Origin of the sequence: Candidatus Solincola tengchongensis (assembly GCF_015711935.1) — a bacterium.
In the GTDB taxonomy this organism is placed as follows: domain Bacteria; phylum Actinomycetota; class Geothermincolia; order Geothermincolales; family RBG-13-55-18; genus Solincola_A; species Solincola_A tengchongensis.
The window spans coordinates 18804-41307 of the sequence record NZ_JACVJJ010000021.1; the positions used below are offsets into that span (position 1 = coordinate 18804).

The following is a 22504-nucleotide window of genomic DNA, read 5'->3' on the forward strand; positions in this document are numbered from 1 at the left end:
TTACCGTGGGAGGAAACCGGAGATTGAGCTATCCTTAGGTTAATGGATCGGTTCTCAACGAAGTCGGCCGCGAAGGAGTGAGGCGGCATGACGTCCAGTACGGGAGGACGCGCCGGTAAACGGACACTCGTAGGCGTCGTCCTGCTCGCTTTTCTGGCCCTTTCGGTCTTCCTGGCCTACGGCTCGGTCTCCACTGCGGTTCTGGCGGAAGGCGGCAGGCATACGGGAAGCGCCGATGCTGCCCAGCTTTCAGCGGACATCGCGACCGGAGGGCCACCTTACGCGCCCGGGCAGGTGCTGGTGAAGTTCCGGGCGGGGACACAGGTTGCCGTGGCACTGGAAGCGCTTTCCAGGTTAGGTGCGAGCCGTGTCCTTCGGGAGATAGGCGGAAGAGCGGACAGGGCGGAAAGGAAGGGCGAGGACCAGGATGTATACACGGGAAAGCGGGGAGCCTCGGGAGGCCCGCTGCCGGCGGGAAGCGCGATGCTCGAGTGGGGCGAGAGCAGTGCCGACACCATGCTCCGCAGTGGGGTAGAAGGCGCTGAGGGCGATGACCAAGAGCCCCGGAGCTGGGAGCCGGAGGGTCACGCGCTGACGGAAAGCGCGGCGGGACCGGTGGGGCCGGGGGAGGAAAACGGCGGCGACGGGAAGGTCCGCCTGCTGGCTCTCGAGCCGGGGCTTTCCGTCGAGGGTGCGCTTTTCCTCCTCCGCTCCCTTCCCTGGGTGGAGTACGCTGAGCCCAACTACCTGCGGCGCGCCCTCTACATCCCGGATGACCCTCGCTTCGGCCAGCAGTGGGGTTTCCACAACACGGGCCAGGTGATAGGCGGGGTGGCCGGATCTGTGGACGCGGACATCGATGCCGTGGAGGCCTGGGACCTGGAGAGGGGTCTCTCCCGCCGACCGGTGGTGGCGGTCATCGATACGGGCATCGACCTCGGGCATCCCGACCTCGATGGAAATTTATGGATCAACGAGGACGAGGTTCCCGGAAACGGCCTGGACGACGACGGAAACGGCTACGTGGACGACCGCAACGGTTACAACATGGCGGGCATCTCCCACCTCTACCAGAACAATTGGGCCTACCGCCTGGGAAGCGACCAGGACCACCTGCTCTTCGCCCAGTCCATCACCGGCACGGGAGACTATCTCTCCTCGGTGGGGATGGTTCCCAGAAGGATCGGAAATCCCGCCCTGCCTTTCACCATCTCGGTGAGGGCTTCCCTCTCCGGTCCTGACCTGGCCTCCGCAGTCGTGCAGCCCTCGGAGGTCTCGCCTTACCTCGGGACGCTCGTCGAGAAGCCTCTCTCCAGCCGGGTGCGCCTGGCTGCGGGGGTCACATATTACCTGGTCATCTCCACTTCCCAGCTCGATGCCTCCAACCACTATATCCTGTACATGAACTACCAGGACCCGGAGAACCCGGGGGAATGGCATGACCTGTACCAGGACGGTAGCGGCTGGCGTTACTTCCAGTCCAGTTCGCGTTGGGAGCGCGGCAACTTCGACTTCTGCTTCCGGACCAACCCCAATTTCGTCCCCCGGGACGACAATGGCCACGGCACCCACTGCGCGGGGATAGCCGGCGCGGAGACGGGGAACGGCACCGGGGTGGCGGGGACATGCCCCGGCGCCCGGATCATGGCCCTCAAGGCGGGAGACTCGAGCGGGATGCTCTACTCCGCGGACTGGATCGAGGCCCTGCGTTACGCCGTGGACAACGGGGCGCGGGTGGTGAGCATGAGCTTCGGGGGGACGGCCTATTCCGCGGCGGAACAGGATTCCGTTAACTACGCCTGGAGCCGTGGGGCCGTGCTCTGCGCCGCAGCGGGGAACACCGGGGACGAGACCATGGTCTATCCCGCGGGATACGAGCACGTCCTGGGCGTGGGCGCAACGGACAACCGGGACCAGGTGGCGGATTTTTCCACCTACAACGGCAGCGTGGACCTCTCCGCCCCCGGGGTCTACGTGATGTCCACCGTGCCCACCTACCCGGTGGCTTTCACCGCGTACGGGATTCCCCTCGATTACACCTACGGCTCCGGGACCTCCATGGCCACACCGATGGCCGCCGGAGTGGCCGCCCTGATGCGCGCCCGGAGCCCTTCCCTCACGCCGGAGCGAATCGTGGAGTTGCTGCAGGGAAGCGCCGAGGACCGGGGGGTCCCGGGGAGGGACGACTATTACGGGTGGGGCCGGCTGAACGCCCGGCGGGCCCTGGAAGCCGTCCTGCCGCCGCTACTTGATTCGGTGGTCCCCGCCTCCGGGAAGGTGGGAGCGGAGGTGGTGGTCAGAGGCTCAAGGTTCGGCGGCACGCAGGGCGATAGCTACGTCTCCTTCGGGACGGAGAGGGCCGTGGATTACCTCTCCTGGTCGGATGGGGAGATAAGGTGCCTTGTGCCTCCCCTGGCCCCGGGAGGAGCGCCGGTGAGAGTGAGCACCGCAACCGGGACCTCCGATCCTCTCCCCTTCACCGTGCTGCCCTTCGAGGTGATCGCCTGGGTATCCGGGGGTGGGGGGTCCATATCCCCGCCGAGCCAGGAGGTCCCTTATGGAGGAACGGCAGTCTTGGACATCACCCCTTACGCCGGTTACCGCATCACATCCCTTTCCGACAACGGGAAGGCGGCGCCGGTCACAGACCCCGCGGGGATGGTATACCGTATCGAGGGCTTGCGCGAGGACCACCGGGTGGTCGCGTCTTTCGGCGTCGTCGTGTATACCGTATCCTGTTCCGTGAGTCCGGCCGGCTCGGGCACGGTCTCCGGCGCCGGTGGGTATGCTCACGGGGAGAAAGTGACCCTTTCCGCCAGCCCGGCCCCGGGCTACCGGTTCGTGAGGTGGACGGAGGGGGGGAAACAGGTCTCCACAAGCAACCCTTATGCCTTCACCGTGACCTCCGACCGCGCTCTGGTGGCGGAGTTTCAAGAGGAGCCAGCGCCTTCGCCTGCCAGTACCTGGTACCTCGCCGAGGGCTGCACGGCTCAGGGCATGCAGACCTACATCCTGGTCCAGAACCCCGACTCCGAGCCCGCCACCCTGGACCTCACCTTCATGACCGACAAGGGCCCGCTTCCGGGGCCCCAGGACTTCCTCCTCCCCGGGAACTCTCGTGCCACCTTCCTCGCCAACGCCTTCGTCCCGGGAAGGACGGACGTCTCCACCAAGGTCACCTCGGACAGGGCGGTCATCTGCGAGCGGGCCATGTACGGCCCCGGCATGTCCTGGGCCCACGACTCCATCGGGGTGACCGCCCCCGCCTCCACCTGGTACCTCGCCGAGGGCTGCACGGCTCAGGGCATGCAGACCTACATCCTGGTCCAGAACCCCGACTCCGAGCCCGCCACCCTGGACCTCACCTTCATGACCGACAAGGGCCCGCTTCCGGGGCCCCAGGACTTCCTCCTCCCCGGGAACTCTCGTGCCACCTTCCTCGCCAACGCCTTCGTCCCGGGAAGGACGGACGTCTCCACCAAGGTCACCTCGGACAGGGCGGTCATCTGCGAGCGGGCCATGTACGGCCCCGGCATGTCCTGGGCCCACGACTCCGTGGGTTACTCTTGGGTGTGGTAGGTGCTGCCGCAGCGGGGGCAGACCAGGAAGGTGCCCAGGTCCTTAGTGGACACCTTGAGTATCGAATAAAGCATCCTTTTGCGGCGCATACGCACCACGGAGAAGGTGACTGGGCGGTCGCAGGTGGGGCAGAAGCTCTCCTTCTCCCCGACCTTTTCCTCTTCCAGGCGGTCGTGCATCCAGAAAGGTATGATGATCATCGTGTCGGCGACCTCTCTTTCCTCCGTGCCACAGGACTACCTCTTGCGCCTTTGATACTCTTTCGCTTTTGATTCTATATAAGATGGCCGTGGGTTTGCGCATGGCGACAGGACTTCGGGACAAGATTGCCGTGGGTTAGCGCATGATATAGGGCCTCGAGACAACATTGCCGTGGGTTGGCGCATGGCGATAGGACCTCGAGAAAAGATTGCCGTAGGTTAGCCTTGGCGGTAGGGCTTCAAATCTCCCATGCCCCGGCGATTGAACGGAACGCCGGAAGCTCGCCTCCTCCTATCTCCGGGTAACGCAACCAGGTCAGGAATATGATTCTTCCAATCTCCGGGTAACGCAACCGGGTCAGGAATATAATCATAGAGGCCGTAAATATGGGTTCGGGCAACTGGAGAAAGGATTTGAACGACGGCTTACGGGCACGATCGCAGAGCTCGCGAAACAGCGGGTCGACGGTTTGGACAAAGGGCCATGCCGTCGGCTTAATGGCGTGGGGGCCGAGGACGAAGTAAAGGGAGGAGGCCATTCCGGCCTCTCGGGCCGGCGATATGGTAGGCCGGCGATATGGTAGGCCGGTGATAGACCTCCTGCAAGGGTGAAGAAGACGAGGCACGTGAAAACCGGGTTGGCCACGGACTGGCATCATCACCGGGGGGATACGGGATCGTAGAAGGCTAGATGTGGGAAGGCCTGGATAGCCTTGCCTGACGATGGTGATCGACGGGCGGAGCGTGCTGCGGCATCGGAAAGCGTTGGCGGCTGGGGAAGAGGCCCTTTCGAGGAAGGCGGTGAGAATCGTGCCCGGTTCAGCAGTCTCCACCGGCGGCGGGAGCCGGAAAAAGAGGCGATGTCCGGGAAATGATGATACCAGAATGGGCTGCTATGACACCGGCCTGGGTTACCGGGCGGGGTGCAAGCATCATATGGCTGGAGGGTTTCGAGCGGCATGAATGAGGATTACGACGTCATCATCGTGGGTGCGGGCCCCGCGGGCATATTCGCCGCCCTGGAGCTGGTGAAGCGCGACGGCATGCGCGTGCTCATGCTGGAGAAAGGGCCGGACATAGAGGAGAGGGAGTGCCCGGCGCGCGTGGGGAGATGCCGCAAGTGCCGTACCTGCGCCATCACCAGTGGGTGGGGAGGAGCGGGTGCCTTCAGTGACGGGAAGCTCTCCCTCTCCCCTGAGGTGGGGGGCTGGCTGCAGGAATACGTGGGTACCCGTATGTTGAACGACCTCATCCGCCATGTCGACCGCCTCTACCTGGAGTTCGGAGCCCCCCGCGATCTATACGGCGCCGACCCGGATAAGGTGGAGGAGTGGCGGCGCAGGGCAGTCCTGCACAACCTGGTGCTCACTCCCTGCCCGTTCCGGCATATGGGGACGGAATACTGTCGCCGCTTGCTGGTGGACATACGCTCCTACCTCCAGGACAAGGTGGACATCGAGACGAGGACGGCCGTGGACTCCATCCTCGCCGAGGATGGAGAGGTGAAAGGGGTGCGTATAGCCTCCGGGGAGGAAGTGCTCGCCTCCAACGTGATCGTGGCTCCGGGGAGGGAGGGAGCCGACTGGCTGGCGCGGGAGATGAGCAGGCTGGGTGTGGGCTCGCAGAACAACCAGGTGGACATCGGACTCCGGGTGGAAGTCCCCGCACCTGTGCTGGAGCCGCTTACCGGTGACCTTTACGAGCCCAAGATACATTACTTCTCCCGCCGTTTCGAGGACCGAGTGCGCGTGTTCTGCATGAATCCCTACGGCGAGGTATGTGTGGAGCGCTACGGGGACGTCCTCACGGTGAACGGCCATTCCTACGCCGAGCGGCGCACGGAGAACACGAATTTCGCCCTCCTGGTGAGCACTACATTCACCGAGCCCTTCCGTGAGCCCATCGCCTATGGCAAGTACATCGCACGCCTGGCCAACCTTCTCGGGGAGGGCATCCTGGTGCAGCGCCTGGGGGACCTTCTCTCCGGACGCCGCTCCACCGCGAGGCGCATCGCCCGTTCCACGGTACGCCCCACTCTCCCCGACGCCACTCCGGGGGACCTGAGCTTCGCCCTTCCTTTCCGCTATATCTCCGATATCCTGGAGATGCTCGAGGCCCTGGACAGGCTCTGCCCGGGCCTCAATTCCCGCGACACCCTTCTTTACGGCGTGGAGGTGAAGTTCTATTCCTCTCGCCTCCATCTCGGAAAGGACCTCCAGACGGGAGTGCGGGGCCTTTACGCCGTGGGGGACGGTGCGGGCATCACCCGCGGGCTGGTGCAGGCCTCGGCCTCCGGCGTGGTGGCCGCGCGCTCCATCCTCGCCGCATGGAGATGAGGGACGCCTGGAACGGGGATGGTGGGGCGGCGGTAAACCTGGGCGGGGAAGGAAGGCGAGAATGCACTGCCATAAACTGCCATACAACCATAAGCTGCCATATGATGACCACAGCACCGGATCACCGGAAGGGTGAAAGGCTTGATGGCCCACCTCGTTCACCAAACCCCCTCTCTCTCGTCATGGTAGTGCGGGTTTTGGTTTCCCGAAAGGAGAAAGTATCGTCACGTCTTCGGGGAAAGAGAGATGTGCTCGCAGGTATGGCGAGTGGCGCCCGCATGCCTTCTAAGCTTTGGGAAGCGCGAAGAGTCCGCTTTACCGTTCGGCTGGCCTAGTAAAAGATGGAGGAACAGGACGACCTGTACCTTTAAAACGGGTTAGGCGCTCATAGGTCACAGGTGTTATAATCTTTCACCGTGCGGATAACGGATTTCCAGCCGCGGCCGGGTTTGCGAAGCCGGAAGCGCATCGCCGGCCGAGGCCTCTCCGTTGTCCCGCGGCCGTTGGTCTTCCTGTGGAGCGCGGCTTCTTAAAGGGGAAGAACGGCAAAGAGGCGTCGGTGGGTCGCCTGCATATGGGCAAAGAGTGAGCGAGGAAGGGACATGCCCGGTATAGTCGTGGTAGGAACCCAGTGGGGGGACGAGGGCAAGGGGAAGGTCATCGACCTACTCTCCGACGACATGCACATGGTGGTGCGCTTCCACGGGGGCAACAACGCGGGCCACACCATAGTCTACGACGGCGAGACCCTCAAGCTGCACCTCATCCCCTCGGGCATCCTCTACCCGCACATCGTCCCCGTCATCGGAAACGGGGTCATCGTCAACCCGGCCGTGCTCCTTGAGGAGATGGAGAGCCTCGCCGGCATGGGGGTGGACACGGAACGCCTGCGCATCTCCTACAACGCCCACGTCATCCTCCCCTACCATGAGGTCCTGGACGGGCTTCTCGAGGAGAGCCGCGGCTCAGCCAGCCTGGGGACCACACGGCGGGGTATCGGCCCCACCTATGCGGACAAGGCGGCACGGGTGGGCCTGCGCATGCAGGACATGCTCGACCCCGAGGGTTTCGGGGATAAGGTGCGCCGGGCTGTGGAGGAGAGGAACCGCCTCCTCACCCTCATCTACGGGGCCGAACCGCTCGACGCCGCCGAGATAGCATCTCGCTACACCGATCACGCGCGCCGCCTGAAGCATCTCCTGGCGGACACCCCCCTCCTTATCAAGGAGGCCCTCCGGGAGGGGAAGAACGTCCTCTTCGAGGGAGCCCAAGGGCTGATGCTGGACCTGGACCACGGGACCTATCCCTATGTGACCTCCTCCAACACCGTGGCCGGTGCGGTTTGCGCCGGGGCGGGCATAGGCCCACGCGACATCGAGGAGATCATCGGGGTGACCAAGGCCTACGTCACCCGGGTTGGTTCCGGGCCTTTCCCCACGGAGCAGGACAACGAGATCGGCGAGGCCATGCAGGAGGTGGGCCGGGAGTTCGGTACCACCACGGGGAGGAAACGGCGCTGCGGCTGGTTCGACCTGGTCATCCTGCGCTACGCGGCTCGCCTCAACACCCTGACCAGCCTGGCGCTCACCAAACTGGACGTCCTCTCCCAGTTCGAGACCCTCAAGGTCTGCGTGGCCTACCGCAGGGGCGGTGAGCTCATCCGGGACTTCCCTCCCCTCTACGAGGTCTTCCGCGAGTGCGAGCCGGTCTACGAGGAACTTCCGGGCTGGGGGACGGACATCTCAGGCGCCACCCGCCTGGAAGAGCTGCCGGTGGAGGCGCGCGATTACATTCAGTTCATCCGGGAGAGGTCGGGCGTCCCCATCAAGCTGGTGTCCGTGGGACCGGAGCGCCAGCAGTCCATCTTCCTCGACGGGGGCGGGGAACCCCTCCGCCAGGGCCGCTTTCTCTTCTACGACGACCTCCCCCTCTGAGGGGCATTTCGCCGAGGCGACGGTCTCCGCAATCGGCCCGTTCCCATGGTCTTTGGTCCCAGACCCGAATAGCGGCTTTTGTCGCTCCGTTCCCGGGAGTAGGCTAACCAATTTGCTTCATTGAAAGGTGAGCAGCCTTGAGCGTGACGCCCTCCGCTTTTAAGTCCAGCATGCCTTTTAACCTTGAGCCGCCGCGAAACGAGAGCTTGGGAAAGAAAGGCGGAGACTTGGTTCTTCATCTCTTTGTGGACGTTGAGCCGTATTTGAACCTGTTGAACATGTGGGCTGGGGGTGGTGTACGATGCGCCGTTGTTTCGCCTTCTCCCGTGAGTCATAGATCCAAGAGGTCTGGGGGAACAGCCCGAGGGGTCACCACGCAGGAGCCTCCGGACGGGTGGCCGTTAAGCACGCAGGAGGGGTTGAAAAACGAATATCAAAATATAAAATAAAATATCATAATGCGACATCTTTACGGCTAGTCGGCATGAGAGCCTGCATGGGGGTGGATAATACCACGAGTTTTTGACTTTATGCCACTCGTGATAAGAGTGGGGTTTGGCTTTGAAGCGAAGCTCAACACGCTATGGGCAAGGGTATATCGGAGGTCTACCGAACTTCAAGGGGGTGTGGGTCTTGAAGGGAAGAAACTTGCTGGCCGCACTGCTTACTCTATCTCTTGCGGCCTCCTGTCTCCTCTTTCCGGCGGTCGTTCGGGAAGGGGGGAGAGCCTTCGCCGAGGGAGTGTCCTACGTTGACGACGGGCGTTACGACTACGGCCTGAGCCAGCCCGACCCTTCCGTACGAGTGCTGGTGGAGGAGGACGTGCCGATACCGGTGAGGGACGGGACGAGGCTGCGTTGCGACATCTACAGGCCGGACAGGCCGGGGCGCTACCCGGTGATCATGGCCTTTGCCCCTTATCCCCGGCGCGTGGGGGCCGGAGTGATGCCGGGAGTAGACGACAACGGCGGGGTGGGGACCAGATACTGGTATTTCGAACAGGCCAACCCGGAGTACTGGGTGCCCCGGGGGTACGTCTACATATCGGTGAGCACCCGGGGATATGGGGGTTCGGAAGGGATCACCAACGCACTGAGCTACTTCGAGGCGCGTGACTACTACGACGCGGTGGAATGGGCGGCCGTGCAGCCCTGGAGCACCGGCAGGATAGGCCTCTACGGCATCTCCTACTATGCCATGTCCCAATACTGGGTGGCAGGTCTCAGGCCCCCTCACCTCTCGGCCATCGTCCCGTGGGAAGGACTCTTAGACCCTTATCGCGACATTGGCTATAGAGGCGGGATACCGTGTTTGTTCGGGGTCTTTTTCGCCCTCGGTCTGCAACTCATCGCCAACAACATCTTCCTTGCGCTTCCATATTTTCCGCTTTATTTCATGAATCCCCTGATGAACGAGTTATGGGAGAAGGGCCTTGGAATCCTGTTCCCGGACGGCAAGGACACCCCGAAGATCATCGAGGAGGTCGGCAAGCTCGAGGTACCCATGCTCTCAGTAGGGTGCCTCAACGATCCCGACCTCCACCTAAGGGGGAACGTGGTCGCCTTCCAGCTCGCCGGTAGTCCGGGAAAAAGGCTCCTCCTGTACAGCGGGACGCACTGGGGGTCGGCATATCAGCCCTGGGCGAACCGCACCGTGCTCCGCTTCTTCGACCATTACCTGAAAGGCATGGACACCGGACTGGAAAGGGAACCCAGGGTAGACGTGGCCCTGCGTACCGGCCCGGACACCTTCACCCATGTCTATGGGAATTCCTGGCCCTTGGAGGACACCGCCTGGACGAAGCTGTACATGGACACCGAGAAGATGTCCCTCGTGGGCGCCAACCCCGTCCGGGATGCCTCCGTTCAAGCCGTATTCGAAAGCGACGAGTACGGAAGCGGGGAGCGGGTGACCTTCATGACTGACCCCTTGCCCGAGGATGTCCAGGTGGCGGGCCCGGTGTCGGCGCATTTCTGGGTCTCCACCACGGGCAACGACGTCGACCTCTCGGTGGAGCTGCGGGCCATCGACGAGAGCGGCAGGGAGATAAGGTTCCCTTACTACGTGCCCGGCTCACCGGACGAGCCCGTCTCCCGCGGGTGGCTGAGGGCCTCACTGCGGACTCTCGATCCGGAGAGGACCCGGCCTTACCAGCCCTGGTACACCTTCCGTGAGAACCAGTGGCTCACGCCCGGAGTCCCGGTTCCCGTGGACGTGGAGATCTGGCCCACGGCCATGCTCTTCAAGGCGGGCTGGCGGATAGCCCTGACCGTATACTGCGGGATCCACAATCGGGCGGGGGAGGCCATCTTCTCGCTGGAGCTCCCCTTCCTTAATAGATGGCTCCTCAGGGTTCCCGCCTACCAGACCCTCTCCACGGATCCCGGCGACACCTGGATCCACGCGGGCGGGGAACGCGAATCCTGGCTCCTCCTCCCGGTGATACCGCAGGACCCCTCACGGAGGCACCGGGTGAGCATAACCGCCGGCGGTTTTAGCCCCGCCTCGGTGTCCCTCAGGGTGGGCGAGGTGTGCGAGTGGACGAACGAGGACAGCGATTATCACTCGGTCACCGAGGCGAGCGGGCTGGGCCTCTGGGACTCGCAACTGATAAACGGGACGCGCTCGCACAATCCCGAGACCTGGTGGTTTAAGGCGTGTTGGGCGGGCACCTTCACCTACCGGGACATGGTGTCGGGCCTGGAAGGGAAGCTCGAGGTCGCTCCCGTTGCCGTGGTGGGCGAGAACGGGGAGGTCTCGATTGAGCTTGCCTGCGAGCCGCCTCCTGAGGGAACCGCCTTCGACGTGCAGGTGAAAAGCGAAGGCGGGGATTGGGTGAACGTTGCGGAGGGGGTGCGCGAAGCGCGGATCGATCTTCATCTCGGAACGGGGAGGCACTGGGTCCGCTGCCGCCTCCGGAGGTCAGGAGCCTGGGGTGTCGGGAGCGGATGGTCACCCGCCGTCGCGGTGGATGTCGAATGAACCGTGGCGCCGGAAAGGGACGGTAAGCCTTTGGAAAGAAGCTCGCTTCCCGCAAAGCGAGCATGCCGTGTTGAGGGTGCGCCATTGAAGTACTGACCCGCCGCAGGTGAATCCTTGGGCGGGTCATGTCATGTGATGCTGCATTTCATGCATCTGTTTTGCCGCCCTCTCTTCGGAAGCGCGTTTCGGAAGGAGTTTGTCGGCTCCCCGGCGCAGCCACTTGTCGGTTAGGAGCATGCATCCGCTATCGAAGCGGGTTAGCGGTCGGGCGGTTCTTTAAAGGGCTGCGTCTCTTTGCCCCTCAAACGCGCAGCAAACCCGTTTTCGGAACATACTCCTCGCTCCCGCCGAGGACATGGTTGTCACTCCCGCCAATAAAATAGAGTCACGTAGGGCCGCGGAGACGGAGGAGGTAGCGCATGAAGGTATTGGTGGTGGGGAGCGGAGGTCGGGAGCACGCCCTGGCTTGGAAGATCGCCCAGTCCCCGCTGGTCGACAAGCTGTTCTGCGCTCCCGGCAACGCGGGGATGGCGGAGCTGGGCACCTGCGTGGGCATCAAGGCGGAGGATATAGAATCCCTGGCCGCTTTCGCCGAGAGGGAGAGGATCGATCTCACCGTGGTGGGCCCGGAGGCGCCGCTGGTGGCGGGCATCGCCGACGCCTTCGAGGAGCGGGGCCTCTCCGTCTTCGGTCCCACGCGCGAAGCGGCCCTGATGGAGGGGAGCAAGCATTTCGCTAAACAGGTCATGCTGGAGGCGGGAGTGCCCACCGGTTCCGCCGAGGTCTTCACCGATTACGACGCGGCGGCGGAATGCGTGCGCAGGGGAAGCCCGCCCTACGTGGTGAAGGCGGACGGCCTCGCGGCGGGAAAAGGGGTGGTGGTGGCGCAGGACGACCGGGCGGCCTACGAGGCCCTCAAGGCCTGCTTCCTCGACAAGCGCTTCGGGGAAGCGGGGAATAAGGTGCTCATCGAGGAGTTCCTGGAGGGACAGGAGGTCTCGGTGCTCACCCTGGTCGACGGGGAGCACATCCTCCCTCTGGCTCCCGCCCAGGACTACAAGCGAGTGGGCGACGATGACACCGGCCCCAACACCGGCGGCATGGGTTCCTACTCCCCGGTTCCGGTGATGTCCGCGGAGGATTACCGACGGGTGGTGGAGGAGATACTGCGCCCCACGGCGAAAGCCCTTGCTGGAAGGGGGATCCACTACCGTGGAATCCTGTATGCCGGCCTCATCCTCACCCAGGAGGGGCCCAAGGTACTGGAGTTCAACGTGCGTTTCGGCGACCCGGAGACCCAAGCCGTGCTCCCGAGGCTGGAGAGCGACCTGGTGCCCGCCATGCTGGCCGTCCTGGAGGGGCGCCTCCCGGAGGTGGAACTGAGATGGAGGGATGAGGCCTGCGTGACCGTGGTGGTGGCCTCGGGGGGGTATCCGGGCGATTACAAGACGGGTTACCCCATAACCGGCCTGGGCGAAGCAAGTTCCCTGGAGGGTGTGGTGGTCTTCCACGCCGGGACGCGGCGCGGGGAGGGCGGGGAGGTGCTCACCGCCGGGGGACGTGTGCTCAACGTGAGCGCACTTGGAAGGGATTTCCAGGAAGCCAGGGAGAGGGCCTACCGGGCGGTGGAGAGGATAAACTTCACGGACATGTATTACCGGAAGGACATCGCCATGCGGGCGGTGCGGGGCGCTTGATTGAAGGAGAAGAGCGGGAGATACCAACCCATCATCCCATCCGGTTTGGCGAGTTATGGGATATGGCCAGAGCGGGAGGTTCGGCTTGAGATGGCACCGGTAGTCGCTTTGCTCATGGGATCGGAATCGGACCGCGAGCGGGTCCGTCCCGCGGCGGAGACCCTGGAGAAGATGGGGGTGGAGGTGCTCTGGGAGGTGATATCCGCCCACCGACAGCCGGACAGGCTGCGGGATTTCGTCCGGGAGGAGGCGCCCTCCCGGGGTGTCGAGGCCTTCATCGCCGCAGCGGGGATGGCCGCCCACCTCCCGGGCGTCGTGGCTTCTCTCACCACCCTGCCTGTGATCGGCCTCCCCCTCTCCTCGGAGGGGCTGGGTGGCCTGGACGCCCTGCTCTCCGTGGTGCAGATGCCGCGGGGAGTGCCGGTGGCCGCAGTGGGCATCGACAACGCGGTGAACGCCGCTCTCCTGGCCTGTTCCATCCTGGCCCTGAAGCACGGGGAGGTGGCCGATGCCTGGCGCGCCTACCGTGTTGAACTCGCCGGGGGATGAGCCCTGACCTCGATTCGGTAAGCGGGAAACGCGGCATGGCGAGACGCCGGAAAAGCGGTTACATTCTACCCCGGGCGCGGGGTAATATAGTCGGGGAAAGGCCGAAGAAAACCGGATAGAGAAAGAAAAACCGGGAAGCGAGGAAGGCGTCAGGGATGATCGAGCGCTATACCCTCCCCGAGATGGCCTCCGTCTGGAGCGAGGAGAACAAGCTCCGCAAGTGGCTGGAGATAGAGATTCTGGCTGTGGAGGCGCGGGTGGAACGAGGCGAGGTACCCCGCGAAGCCCTGGAGGAGATAAAGGCCCGGGCGGCCTTCGATGTCCGCAGGGTGAAGGAGATAGAGGAGTCCGTCCACCACGACGTCATCGCCTTCCTGACCAACGTGGCCGAGAACGTCGGGGAGGCCTCCCGCTTCATCCATTACGGCATGACCTCTTCCGACATCCTGGACACCGGCCTGGCCCTTCAGATGCGGGAGGCCATGGACCTCATCCTCGAGGAGGCCGTGGCCCTGACCTCCACCCTGAAGACGAAAGCCCTCGAATGCCGGGATGTGGTCATGGTGGGGCGTACGCACGGCGTGCATGCCGAGCCCATGGTCTTCGGGCAGAAGCTGGCCCTATGGGCCTTCGAGATGGCCAGGAACGTGCAGCGCCTGCGCCGCGCCCGTGAGGTCATAGGCTACGGCAAGGTCTCCGGCGCAGTGGGTACCTACGCCCACCTGGATCCCTGGGTGGAGGAATACGTCTGCGAAAGGCTGGGGCTGCGCCCGGCCGAGGTCTCCACCCAGGTGTTGCAGAGGGACAGACATGCCGAATACCTTACGGCCCTGGCCATGACCGGTGCCAGCCTGGAGAAATTCGCCCTCGAGGTGCGGGGGCTACAGCGCACCGAGGTCCGGGAGGCGGAGGAGCCCTTCCGCCGGGGACAGAAGGGCTCCAGCGCCATGCCCCACAAGCGCAACCCCATCCTCTGCGAGCGCATCTGCGGTCTGGCCAGGGTGCTGAGGTCCAATGCCATGGCGGCCATGGAGAACATAGCCCTGTGGCACGAGCGGGACATCTCCCATTCCTCGGTGGAGCGGGTCATCATCCCCGATTCCACCACCCTGCTCCACTACATGCTGGTGAAGTTTCACGGCGTGGTGCGCGACCTCACTCTCTATCCGGAGAACATGCTCCGTAACCTGGAGCTCACCCGCGGGCTGGTCTTCTCGGAGAGCGTCCTCCTGGCCCTGGTGAGGAAAGGCCTGACCCGGGAGGAAGCCTACGGCCTTGTGCAGCGCAATGCCATGCAGTGCTGGTCAACAGGAAAGGATTTCCAGTCCTTGCTCCTGGAGGACCCGGAGGTAACCAGGCACCTCGACCGGGAGGAGCTCAAGGCCTGCTTTGACCTCCCCTCCCACCTGCGCAACATGGGGCGCATCTTCGAGCGCCTGGAGGATTTGGTAATTTAAGGAAATGGAGAGGATGAGCATGGAAAAGAGGGAACTCATCTACGAGGGCAAGGCCAAGAGGGTCTACGCCACCGATCAACCCGGCCAGGTCATCCAGGAGTTCAAGGACGAGGCCACAGCCTTCGACGGTAAGAAGCGCGGGGTGATCGCCGGGAAGGGAAAGGTCAACGCCCAGATGTCGGACATCATCTTCCGCTACCTGGAGAAGCACGGAATCCATACCCACCACGTCAAGCTCATATCCGAGAACGAGCTCCTGACCTGGTGGCTGGAGATGATTCCCGTGGAGATAATCGTTCGCAACTATGCGGCGGGAAGCCTGGCCAAGCGGTTGGGTTACCCGGAGCGCACGGAGATGAAGTCCCCTATCGTGGAGTACTATTACAAGAACGACGAGTTGGGGGACCCCATGCTGGCCCGCGAACATATCCGCGAGTTGGGACTGGCCAGCGACGAACAGCTGGACGAGATGACCTCCATCGCCCTGCGGGTGAACGAGATACTGCGCCCTTTCTTCGAAGCGCGAGGTATCATCCTCGCCGATTTCAAATTGGAGTTCGGTCTGCGGGAGGGGCGCATCCTGCTGGGGGATGAGTTCAGCCCCGACGTGTGCCGGTTGTGGGACGCGGAGACGGGGGAGATCATGGACAAGGACCGCTTCCGCCGGGATTTGGGGAAGGTGGAGGAGACCTACGCCGAGGTGCTGAGGAGGGTTAGCGAGGAGCAGGCAGGTGTCGCCGCATCGGTCTACGTGTCCCCCAAGAAGGGGGTGCTGGACCCCGCCGGTCAGGCCACACTGGGCGCCCTTAAGTCCCTGGGCTACGAGGAGGTGCGGGAGGTGCGCATCGGAAAATACATCACCCTCCGCCTGGAGGGGGTGGAGGCGGACAAAGCGGAAGAGCGCGTCCGCGAGATGTGTGAACGCCTGCTGGCCAACCCCATAATCGAGGACTACCGCGTGGAGATAGATTAAGAGCGCTTTTCTCCCCAGGGGAACGTGTCTTTGGGGACTGGCCTGGGAAAAGTCGAAAAGGCGCAGCGGGGTTATACGGCGTACATGAGAATGTCGGACATGGAAAAAGATTCCTGAGGAGCGGGTTCCATGAGATTCGGAGTGGTGGTCTTTCCGGGTTCCAACTGCGAGGCCGACTGCTATTACGTCATCGACAAGGTTCTCCGCGAGGACGTCGATTACGTGTGGCACAAGGAAAAGGATGTCTCTTCCTACGACTGCCTGGTGCTCCCGGGCGGTTTCTCCTACGGAGACTATCTCCGCTGCGGGGCCATAGCCCGTTTCAGCCCGGTCATGGAGGCGGTGACCGAGTTCGCCCGTGAAGGAGGGCTGGTCATAGGTATCTGCAACGGGTTCCAGATCCTGCTGGAAGCGGGGCTTCTCCCCGGTGCCATGCTGCGCAACACCAGCCTGCATTTCATCTGCCGTTTCGTGAACCTGAGGGTGGAGAACGCCTCCACGCCCTGGACCAACCGGGCAGAACCGGGTCAGGTCCTGCGCATCCCCATCGCCCATAACGAGGGGAATTACGTGGTGGATCCGGCCACTCACCGGCGGCTGGTCGAGGAAGGGCGGGTGATACTCCGTTACTGCGACAGCGAGGGAGAGGCCACCCCGGAGTCCAACCCCAACGGGTCCCTGGACAACATCGCCGGGATATGCAACGAGGGCTTCAACGTCTTCGGACTCATGCCCCACCCGGAACGGGCTTCGGAAGAGATGTTGGGGAGCACGGACGGGCTGGTGATATGGGAGTCCGTAATCGAACACTACCGTGAAAGGGGTTGAAAGGACAAGGTGGGAGTATATGCTGGACTTTGCGCATTTTTCGTTCCTGGATCCGGTTGAGGCCTCGATATACGGCAGGCAAAAGGAGATGTCCGGAAGATAATGACTGAACACGCGGAATGTTGTCGAAGCGGGCGAGGGGAAGAAAATGACGGAGCGGGCGAGAGGAAGGAAAAGGCGCCTTTCACTGTTTGGACATAACGTCGACATCCGGAAAGAATAACGAGGGGGAGAAAGCGGGAGCATGGACTGATGGCCCGTGTCGGGTCTACGACTTGAAGGACGCGGCGGGATAGGCGAAGCGAAGACGGACGATGCGGGACGGCAATGGAGATGAGGCCATGGCGGAACTTTATGAGGAATTGGGGCTGACGGCGGACGAGTACCGGGACATAGTGCGCCTTCTGGGGCGGGAGCCCAACAAGGTGGAGCTGGGCATGTACTCCCTCATGTGGAGCGAGCACTGTTCCTACAAGAGCTCCAAGATGGTGCTTTCCCAACTTCCGACCCGGGCATCGTATGTCCTGCAGGGGCCGGGGGAGAACGCGGGGGTCATCGACATCGGCGGGGGCCTGGCAGTGGCCTTCAAGATGGAGTCCCACAACCACCCCAGTGCGGTGGAGCCCTACCAGGGGGCGGCCACCGGCATAGGAGGCATCGTGCGGGACATCTTCACCATGGGGGCCCGGCCCATCGCCTGCCTTGATCCCCTGCGCTTCGGGGACCCCGCCAAACCGCGGACGCGCTACCTCCTGGGCGGTGTGGTGGCTGGCATCGCCGGGTACGGCAACTGCCTGGGTATCCCCACCGTGGGCGGGGACATCTACTTCGACCCCTGCTATGACGAGAACCCGTTGGTAAACGTGATGTGCATCGGAATCATGCCCAAAGAGAGACTCATCCGGGGCGTGGCCTCCGGAGTGGGCAACGCGGTGGTGCTCATCGGGAACCGCACCGGCAGGGACGGCATCGGGGGCGCTTCCATCCTCGCCTCGCAGGAGTTCGACGAGACCAGCCAGGAGAAACGGCCCAGTGTGCAGGTGGGGGACCCCTTCACCGAGAAACTGCTCATAGAGGCCTGCCTGGAACTCCTGGAGCGGGGCCTCCTGGTGGGGCTCCAGGACCTGGGAGCCGCGGGGCTCTCCTGTGCCTGCTCGGAGACGGCCGCCCGGGGAGGCGTGGGGATGAGGGTTTGGCTGGAGAGAGTGCCCTTGCGCGAGGACATGGAGCCCTTCGAGATAATGATCTCCGAGTCCCAGGAGCGGATGCTGGCCGTGGTAGAGCCCTCAAAACTCGACCAGGTGATGGAGGTCTGCGCCAAGTGGGACCTCAACGCCGTGGTAATAGGGGAGGTCATCGAGGGTGACCGGCTGGAGGTCTTCTGGCATGGGGAGAAAGTGGCCGACGTGCCCGCCACATCCCTGGCCAGCGGGCCGGTTTACGACCGCCCCTCTGAGAGGCCCGCTTACCTGGACGAGGTCCGCAAGCTGGACCTCTCCTCCCTGGAACATCCCTCGGATTACGGGGCTGTCATCCTCCGGCTGGCCGGGAGCCCCAACCTCTGCGACCGGAGGTGGGTCTACGAGCAGTACGATCATATGGTCCAACTCAACACCGTCGTCTATCCCGGTTCCGACGCCGCCGTACTGCGGGTCAAAGGGACGAGCAAGGCCCTGGCCGTATCCTGCGACGGGAACTCACGGTATGTCTACCTGGATCCTTACCTGGGCACTCAGATCGCCGTGGCCGAGGCGGCACGCAACGTGGTGGCCTCAGGAGGCGTGCCCATGGCCCTGACCAACTGCCTGAACTTCGGGAGCCCGGAAAGACCTGACATTTTCTGGCAATTCAGGGAATCGGTGCGCGGTCTGGCCGACGCGGCGCGTTTCCTGGAGCTGCCCGTAGTGAGCGGCAACGTGAGCTTCTACAACGAGTCCTTCGGGAAGGCCATCTATCCCACGCCCATAGTGGGCATGGTGGGGCTCATCGGCAACCTGGCCCACCGGCGCACCATGGGTTTCCCCGGCGAGGGGCTGCTGGTGGTCCTCCTGGGCATGACGGATGAGGAACTGGGCGGTTCCGAATATCTTCGGCTGGTCCACGGGCTGGTGGCCGGGTGCCCTCCCCGCCTGGACCTGGACCTCGAAAAGAGGGTACAGACCACCTGTATCGAGGCCATTCGTCGCGGCATGGTACGCTCCGCCCACGACTGCTCGGAGGGTGGTGTGGCCCTGGCCCTCCTCGAGTGCTGTTGCGCCGGCGGAGTGGGGGCCGACCTGCGCGTGGAGACGGATTTGCCTCCCCACGCCTGGCTGTTCAGCGAGAGCCAGTCACGCTTCGTGGTCACCGTGGGTGAGGAGGACCTGGATTCCCTGCGTTCCCTGGTGGAAGGACGGCAGGTTCCCTTCCAGGTACTGGGAAGGACGAAAGGCGATCGCCTGTTGATCAACGACTGGGTGGACCTCCCTTTGGCCGACATGTCCAGGGCAAGGGGGGAGGCCCTGGAGAGGCTGTTGAGCGGTGAGGAGTGACCCGAAAAGGGCCCCAGTGGTTATAAAGCAAGGAGAGGGTGTGCTGGGAAAGCCGGAGCGGAAGCGGCGCAGGCGGAGGCGGTGGGGATCTAAGGGGGCTTTTCTGTGTAAGGACCCGAGGTGGCGGACGCGCGGGAGAGATCATCGGATGCCCTTATAGAAGGCGGTCGAGAGCGCGAAAAAACGGCCTTCATCCAGGTTCCCATGTACGCCGGAAGGTCGAGCCTGCCTGGTCGATACCCGCTTGAGGGAAGTTTTCCCATCCGGCAGGAATCAATGGCCGCGTGCGATAAATGTATTAAACTTGTTGTGTGGGGAGTGCACGCCCCATAGGAAAGAGGTGACGTTGCGGACATGAGCCTCGAGATCCACGACCACTGCGGCGTTTTCGGGATCTTAACCCGCGAGGACGACGTGGCCAAGTTGACCTACTACGCCCTTTATGCCCTCCAGCACCGGGGCCAGGAGAGCGCAGGCATCGCCGTGTCCGACGGTCGGGAGACGATGATGCTCAAGGACATGGGCATGGTGTCCCAGGTCTTCAGCGAGAGGGACCTCCTCAATCTGCGTGGCTACATGGCGATTGGTCACGTCCGTTATTCCACCACCGGTTCCTCCTTCTGGGAGAACTCTCAGCCTATCCATGTCAACGGGCCGCGAGGTTCCGTGTACGTGGCCCATAACGGAAACCTGGTGAACACCGACGAATTGCGTGAGGAGCTCCGGGAGCAGGGGGTGCGCTTCCATACCACCTCCGACACCGAGGTCATAGCCCTGCTCCTGGCCCGGCATCCGGCGGAGGATATAGAGGAGGCCGTCAGGGAGGTCATGCCCCGCCTGAGCGGGGCCTACAGCCTGGCCATACTCACGGAGACCAAGCTCATCGGCCTACGGGACCCCCACGGCATCCGCCCCCTGTGCGTGGGGCGATACCGGGACGGCTTCGCCGTTTCCAGCGAGTCCTGCGGGCTGGACATCATCGGGGCCGAGTATATAAGGGAGATAGAGCCGGGGGAGATGGCGGTCATCGACCATACCGGCCTCCGCTTCGAGCGCTTTTCCGAGGTGCGGCGGCCCTCCCTGTGCATCTTCGAGTTCATCTATTTCGCGCGCCCAGACTCGGTGATGTACGACACCTACCTCTACCATGCGCGGAAGCACATGGGGATGAGCCTGGCCGACGAGGCGCCGGTGGATGCCGACGTGGTCATGCCCATCCCGGATACCGGGGTGCCGGCGGCCATCGGATTCTCCCAGGCCTCGGGCATCCCCTTTGGGGAGGGGCTCATCAAGAACCGCTACGTGGGACGGACCTTCATCCAGCCGACCCAAGCCATCCGCCAGCTGGGGGTGCGCCTCAAGCTCAACCCCCTGGTGAGGGATATCCGTGGTAAGCGGCTGGTGGTGGTGGACGATTCCATCGTCCGTGGAAACACCACCAAGGAGATCGTCAAGATGCTGCGGGACGCGGGTGCCCGGGAGGTGCACATGCGCATAAGCTCCCCGCCGGACAAGAACCCCTGCTTCTACGGCATCGACACCGCCACGCGCCAGGAACTCATAGCCTCCTCGCGCAGCGTGGACGAGATACGCCGCTTCATCGGGGCGGACACCCTGCATTACCTGAGCATGGAAAACCTCGTGCGGGCCACGGGGAGGCCCAAGGAAGAGTTCTGCACCGCCTGCTTCGACGGGGAGTACCCCATCCCCGTCCCCGACGAGATGCGCATGGCCAAGTGCCGCCTGGAGGCGGTATGAGAAACGCTCATCCTGGCCGGGCTCCTAACAGCGATCGTGATGGTGTTGGAGCTCGTTGCGGAAAGGGGAAGCGCGACAAGGGGGTGGAGAGCCACAGGGGACGGAGATTATATATCAGGTCTTGAGATGGCCTTATCTTGTGGAAACGGAAGAGGATGCTCTTGGGGAATGGACGAGGATGCCACTGCGAGACATATGAACTTGCGTGAAGGCCGTGGTCGCCGGCTTCAGTTCTACGATACCGTTGAGCGGCGAAAAACGTCGGCGAACACGCGGCGGGAGCAGGACGGCGGTGCGGGGGCGAAGGTGTAGGGAATGGAGAGAGGCAAAGGATTAAGGTCGTTCGCGGTATCGGACGGGAAAAGAGGTAATCGCCTGGTGTGCCGTATCATATAGGCGCGATCTTGGACGTGGGTACGCTCTTGTTTGATGGAGTTGGATGAAAATGGCAGAAGAAGATATGACCGGCGAGGAGAGAAAGGCGGAGGAATCGAGGGAGGCCTCCTGCTCCCCCCTGACTTACCGGGAGGCGGGGGTGGACATCGAGGCCGGGAAGAGGGCTGTGGAGCTCATTGCCGACGAGGTGTCCTCCACCTTGCGGCCGGAGGTCCTCTCCGACCTCGGTGGATTCGGGGCCCTGTTCGGAGCCCGCTTCGAGGGGCTGGAGGAGCCGGTCCTGGTCTCCTCGGTGGACGGGGTGGGGACAAAGGTAAAGGTGGCCCAGATGATGGACCGCCATGACACCATCGGGATGGACCTGGTGGCCATGTGCGTGGACGACATAGTCACCTGCGGGGCGGAACCCCTCTTCATGCTCGATTACCTGGCCATGGGGAAGGTGATCCCGGAGAAGGTGAGGCAGATAGTCTCCGGCATCGCCCGTGGGTGCCGCCGGGCGGGGTGCGCGTTGATCGGCGGGGAGACCGCGGAGCATCCGGGTATCCTGGAGGAGGACGAATACGACCTGGCCGGCTTCGTGGTCGGGGTGGTTGACAGGAAGCGCATCATCGACGGTTCACGCATCGTCCCTGGAGACGTCATCATCGGCTTGCGCAGCTCCGGGCTCCACGCCAACGGTTATTCCTTGGCACGCAAGATATTCTTCGAACTAAACGACTTCGACCCGGGTGACCGCCTGCGTGGGCTCTCCTCCACCCTGGGGGAGGAGTTGCTGACCCCCACCGAGATATACGCCCCGGGCATCCTCAGGGTGTTGCGCGAGGTGGAGGTCAAGGGCATTGCCCACATCACCGGGGGAGGCCTCATCGAGAACGTGCCCCGTATCCTTCCTCGCAACGTGGATGCGGTCATCGACGTGGCCTCCTGGCACCCGCACAGCATCTTCAACATCATCCGCAGGATGGGTGACCTGGAGGAGGTTGAGATGTACCGCACCTTCAACATGGGAATAGGCATGGTGCTGGTGGTGGACCTGAACGATTACCGCCAGGCCGTCCACCTGCTGGGCCTCTCACAATACCGTGCCTTCCGCATAGGGGAGATTCGCGAAGGCACAGGAGGCATCTGTCTCACCTGCTGAGTCGCAGGGACGGCGTTCCGAGGGCCGCGCGGGCCGGGCCGAAGACCATGGATGAGAGGCCGGCCCGCGCCCGGAAACCGGCAGGGCGCTCCTCGGTGGCTTTGATCATGCTTGACGGACGCTTGAAGGATGCGGTGGGG

The 22504-nt window shown here is 63.4% G+C and carries 13 protein-coding genes; 12 read left to right on the forward strand and 1 reads right to left on the reverse strand.

What is annotated here, in order from left to right; translation table 11 throughout:
• Window positions 1-87: 87 nt before the first annotated feature.
• Window positions 88-3579: a DUF5719 family protein gene (locus H7007_RS00950; protein ID WP_287152611.1), complete on the forward strand. Its 3492-nt coding sequence runs from the start codon at window positions 88-90 to the stop codon at window positions 3577-3579.
• On the opposite strand, the gene H7007_RS00955 is transcribed toward H7007_RS00950, so the two are convergent.
• On the reverse strand, window positions 3561-3779 hold the full coding sequence (locus H7007_RS00955; RefSeq protein WP_287152612.1) for a hypothetical protein: 219 nt from the start codon (window positions 3777-3779) through the stop codon (window positions 3561-3563). The two genes, H7007_RS00950 and H7007_RS00955, sit on opposite strands and share 19 nt — an antisense overlap.
• 959 nt (window positions 3780-4738) lie before the next feature.
• On the opposite strand from H7007_RS00955, the gene H7007_RS00960 reads away from it, so the two are divergent.
• The 11 genes from H7007_RS00960 (at window position 4739) to purM (ending at window position 22364) form a co-directional block, all read left to right on the forward strand.
• A complete protein-coding gene (locus H7007_RS00960; protein WP_287152613.1) occupies window positions 4739-6115 on the forward strand; it encodes an NAD(P)/FAD-dependent oxidoreductase in 1377 nt (458 codons plus the stop codon).
• 602 nt (window positions 6116-6717) lie between these two features.
• Window positions 6718-8049, forward strand: a complete 1332-nt coding sequence (locus tag H7007_RS00965; RefSeq protein WP_287152614.1) for an adenylosuccinate synthase — start codon at window positions 6718-6720, stop codon at window positions 8047-8049.
• 633 nt (window positions 8050-8682) lie between these two features.
• Window positions 8683-11031: a CocE/NonD family hydrolase gene (locus H7007_RS00970; RefSeq protein ID WP_287152615.1), complete on the forward strand. Its 2349-nt coding sequence runs from the start codon at window positions 8683-8685 to the stop codon at window positions 11029-11031.
• Window positions 11032-11450: 419 nt separating this feature from the next.
• Entirely contained in the window at window positions 11451-12728 is a 1278-nt protein-coding gene (gene purD / locus H7007_RS00975) for a phosphoribosylamine--glycine ligase (protein ID WP_287152616.1), read from the forward strand.
• 90 nt (window positions 12729-12818) lie between these two features.
• On the forward strand, window positions 12819-13277 hold the full coding sequence (gene purE, locus H7007_RS00980; protein WP_287152617.1) for a 5-(carboxyamino)imidazole ribonucleotide mutase: 459 nt from the start codon (window positions 12819-12821) through the stop codon (window positions 13275-13277).
• Between the two features lie 155 nt (window positions 13278-13432).
• Window positions 13433-14734: an adenylosuccinate lyase gene (gene purB / locus H7007_RS00985; RefSeq protein WP_287152618.1), complete on the forward strand. Its 1302-nt coding sequence runs from the start codon at window positions 13433-13435 to the stop codon at window positions 14732-14734.
• A gap of 13 nt (window positions 14735-14747) precedes the next feature.
• A complete protein-coding gene (gene purC / locus H7007_RS00990) occupies window positions 14748-15707 on the forward strand; it encodes a phosphoribosylaminoimidazolesuccinocarboxamide synthase (protein ID WP_287152619.1) in 960 nt (319 codons plus the stop codon).
• 129 nt (window positions 15708-15836) lie between these two features.
• Window positions 15837-16535: a phosphoribosylformylglycinamidine synthase subunit PurQ gene (gene purQ, locus H7007_RS00995; protein WP_287152620.1), complete on the forward strand. Its 699-nt coding sequence runs from the start codon at window positions 15837-15839 to the stop codon at window positions 16533-16535.
• 341 nt (window positions 16536-16876) lie between these two features.
• On the forward strand, window positions 16877-19066 hold the full coding sequence (purL, locus tag H7007_RS01000; protein WP_287152621.1) for a phosphoribosylformylglycinamidine synthase subunit PurL: 2190 nt from the start codon (window positions 16877-16879) through the stop codon (window positions 19064-19066).
• 354 nt (window positions 19067-19420) lie between these two features.
• The gene (gene purF, locus H7007_RS01005; RefSeq protein WP_287152622.1) at window positions 19421-20824 is read left to right on the forward strand and encodes an amidophosphoribosyltransferase; all 1404 of its coding nucleotides are present in this window, start codon (window positions 19421-19423) and stop codon (window positions 20822-20824) included.
• Between the two features lie 460 nt (window positions 20825-21284).
• The gene (gene purM / locus H7007_RS01010; protein ID WP_350340597.1) at window positions 21285-22364 is read left to right on the forward strand and encodes a phosphoribosylformylglycinamidine cyclo-ligase; all 1080 of its coding nucleotides are present in this window, start codon (window positions 21285-21287) and stop codon (window positions 22362-22364) included.
• Window positions 22365-22504 lie beyond the last annotated feature (140 nt).

Coding starts and splice junctions, on each gene's coding strand:
- purB (WP_287152618.1), top strand. CDS start 13,433: ATGATCGAGCGCTATACCCTCCCCGAGATGGCCTCCGTCTGGAGCGAG.
- H7007_RS00950 (WP_287152611.1), top strand. CDS start 88: ATGACGTCCAGTACGGGAGGACGCGCCGGTAAACGGACACTCGTAGGC.
- purE (WP_287152617.1), top strand. CDS start 12,819: ATGGCACCGGTAGTCGCTTTGCTCATGGGATCGGAATCGGACCGCGAG.
- purF (WP_287152622.1), top strand. CDS start 19,421: ATGAGCCTCGAGATCCACGACCACTGCGGCGTTTTCGGGATCTTAACC.
- purQ (WP_287152620.1), top strand. CDS start 15,837: ATGAGATTCGGAGTGGTGGTCTTTCCGGGTTCCAACTGCGAGGCCGAC.
- H7007_RS00960 (WP_287152613.1), top strand. CDS start 4,739: ATGAATGAGGATTACGACGTCATCATCGTGGGTGCGGGCCCCGCGGGC.
- H7007_RS00965 (WP_287152614.1), top strand. CDS start 6,718: ATGCCCGGTATAGTCGTGGTAGGAACCCAGTGGGGGGACGAGGGCAAG.
- purC (WP_287152619.1), top strand. CDS start 14,748: ATGAGCATGGAAAAGAGGGAACTCATCTACGAGGGCAAGGCCAAGAGG.
- purD (WP_287152616.1), top strand. CDS start 11,451: ATGAAGGTATTGGTGGTGGGGAGCGGAGGTCGGGAGCACGCCCTGGCT.
- purM (WP_350340597.1), top strand. CDS start 21,285: ATGACCGGCGAGGAGAGAAAGGCGGAGGAATCGAGGGAGGCCTCCTGC.
- purL (WP_287152621.1), top strand. CDS start 16,877: ATGGCGGAACTTTATGAGGAATTGGGGCTGACGGCGGACGAGTACCGG.
- H7007_RS00955 (WP_287152612.1), bottom strand. CDS start 3,779: ATGATCATCATACCTTTCTGGATGCACGACCGCCTGGAAGAGGAAAAG.